Below are 2,246 nucleotides of genomic sequence, written 5' to 3' on the forward strand. Positions count from 1 at the left end.
GGCCGCCTGCCCACGCGCCGGAGCATGGTCGGCAACCGTGCTAGCCTTCTGCGGCGCGCGCGAGTGGCGAAATGGCAGACGCGCTGGCTTCAGGTGCCAGTGTCCGAAAGGACGTGCGGGTTCAAGTCCCGCCTCGCGCACAGATCCTTGGGAGATCTCCCAAGCCGAGCAAGAGCCGGGGACCACGGGGTTCTCGGCTCTTCTTCGTTCTGTGGCCGGTGCACAACACCCTTCGAGACGGTCCGGCGGCGCCGCGTCGACGCATGGTGGCGACAGTCCCGCCGGTGTGGCAGGGCATGTGCCTAGTGCGCGGATGCTGTCGGCGGCGACCGATGAGGGAATGCCCAACGGCCTTGACACCCACCTCCGCACCCGAGCCCTCCTGGCCGGGGTGCACGCGCGCGCAGACTTTGCCGCGACGCCTGAGCCGCCTTCAGCGCCAGTCATCGCGCTGCCCACGCCCCCGCTCTGGCCGTCGCGTGACGGCGTTCGCCGCGGCTTCGTCGCTGCGGCGATGGATGCCCAGAACCGCATCTCGGTGACCAAGCTCGCGCCGTTCCTTCCCTGGGACGACGACACCGCGGTGGTCGTACGGATCGAGCACGGCAAGGTCCGCGTGACTGCCGGGTGGGCGAACGGCCCGACCGAGCTGGTCTCACGCTTCCGCGATGGCAGGTTGACCCTGCCTGCGAGTGCACGCGCGGTGCTGGACATCGGTCCCGGAGACGTGGTCGTGGCAGCGACGGCTGGCGACGGCGAGGTCTTCCTCGCGGCGGGCGCCGATCTGGCCCTTCTGATGACGGGCGTGCGGGCGGCGGAGCCGGTGGCGGCGGCGTCGCCCGAGCCAGCCAAGCGTCGCAAGCGGTCCGGCGTTCGGCCTGCTTGGACAGCGGCGAGTGCTGCGAGCGGGTGAAGAACGCCGCTCGCCGTGTGGGCGATTGCGCGTCGGGCCGGCCTCCTCACAGTGCACCTCGCACCGGGGAGTCCGGAGCGACAACTGAGGAGGACATGACGTGAACAGCACCAGGAATGACGCTTCGGCAGTCGGCGACCGGCCGGCGCCGGAGTTGGCGGACGCGATTGCGCTGATTGCCCAGCAGGGCGCGGCGCTGGTCCAGATGCAGCAGGCTCTGCAGTTGCTCGCTGAGCGCCGGGACGACGCGCCACGGAGCGCCCGTGGTGCCGGGGACCGGATCACCGTGGCGCAGCTCGTCGTGAAGGCGAAGGCGTCGATGACGACAAACACCTTCCGCACGTACGCCGGCTACATGACCTTCCTCGCCGCGGGTGACCCGTCGTTGACGGACGTGGACGGGCACCAGTGGGCCGGCATCGGCACGATGTGGGCCGACGAGGTGCTGCCGAGCCACCTTGAACAGGCGCTTCTGTTCGTCGACCAGCGGGCCGCCCGGCGTGCCGAGGTGAGGGCGGAGCAGCGGGAGGCCGCGGAGCGGACGGTACGACGCACCGACGGTAAGGGCGCCCGCTACAACGCCATCGGCGCGTGGCGCAGGCTCTTCGAGGAGGGGATCCGCGACCGGCACCTCGCGGAAGGACACAACCCGGCGGCGAAGTTGAAGAAGCCGAAGCGTTCGAAGGGTGGCCGGCGGATGGCTCTGGAGGACAAGCATTTCGTGCAGATGCGCGAGCTGCTCTCCTCAACCGGGGACGACCCGGAGCTGGACGAGATGATCGTGCGCTTCCTCGTGGTGACCGGTGCACGTCAGGAGGGCCTGCTGAAGCTGCGCCTGGAGGACATTGACGAGTCGGAGTGCACGGTTCGCCTGCGCGAGAAGTTCGACACCGACATCGACCAGCCCGTGCCGGACTGGTTCATCAGCATGCTGCTCGCGTTCGCGCACCGGCGCGGTGTCGTCGCGCGCGGGGACCGTGTGTTCTGTAAGCGGCTGGGCGCGGGCCAGTTCAGGCCAATCACCAGGCGGCGGTTCAACTACGTCTTCTGCGACCGGCTCCAGGCCTCCTACGACTGGGCCGACGACATGCAGGTCACGGCCCACACGCTGCGCCATCACGCGACGACGAAGGTTGAGCGCCTGGCGGGCAGTGCGGTGGCGACGGCGTTTGCCAGGCACGCTCTGGTCGAGACGAACAACATCTACACGGAGGCGAGCCGACGGGAGGTCGCGCAGGCGGTCGTGGACTTGCACGGCGGCGACCACCCGTGGCTCCACCGTCAGCCGCGCCCTCGGCGCTAGTGAGTCGCAGGTACTGCCAACAACGACGGG

Annotated in this window: 2 protein-coding genes and 1 tRNA gene; all 3 read left to right on the top strand. The window is 69.6% G+C overall.

Annotated elements, in window-relative coordinates:
• The first annotated feature begins 57 nt into the window (after positions 1–57).
• The 3 genes from VGK32_14935 to VGK32_14945 all read left to right on the top strand — a co-directional run bounded on the left by VGK32_14935 (position 58) and on the right by VGK32_14945 (position 2,216).
• Positions 58–140: transfer RNA gene (locus tag VGK32_14935), tRNA-Leu, on the top strand.
• 200 nt (positions 141–340) lie between these two features.
• Complete coding sequence (locus VGK32_14940; GenBank protein ID HEY3383065.1) at positions 341–913, top strand: hypothetical protein; 573 nt, start codon at positions 341–343, stop codon at positions 911–913.
• A gap of 100 nt (positions 914–1,013) precedes the next feature.
• Positions 1,014–2,216: a site-specific integrase gene (locus tag VGK32_14945; protein ID HEY3383066.1), complete on the top strand. Its 1,203-nt coding sequence runs from the start codon at positions 1,014–1,016 to the stop codon at positions 2,214–2,216.
• Positions 2,217–2,246 lie beyond the last annotated feature (30 nt).

This window comes from Vicinamibacterales bacterium (genome assembly GCA_036504215.1).
GTDB lineage: Bacteria > Acidobacteriota > Vicinamibacteria > Vicinamibacterales > Fen-181 > FEN-299.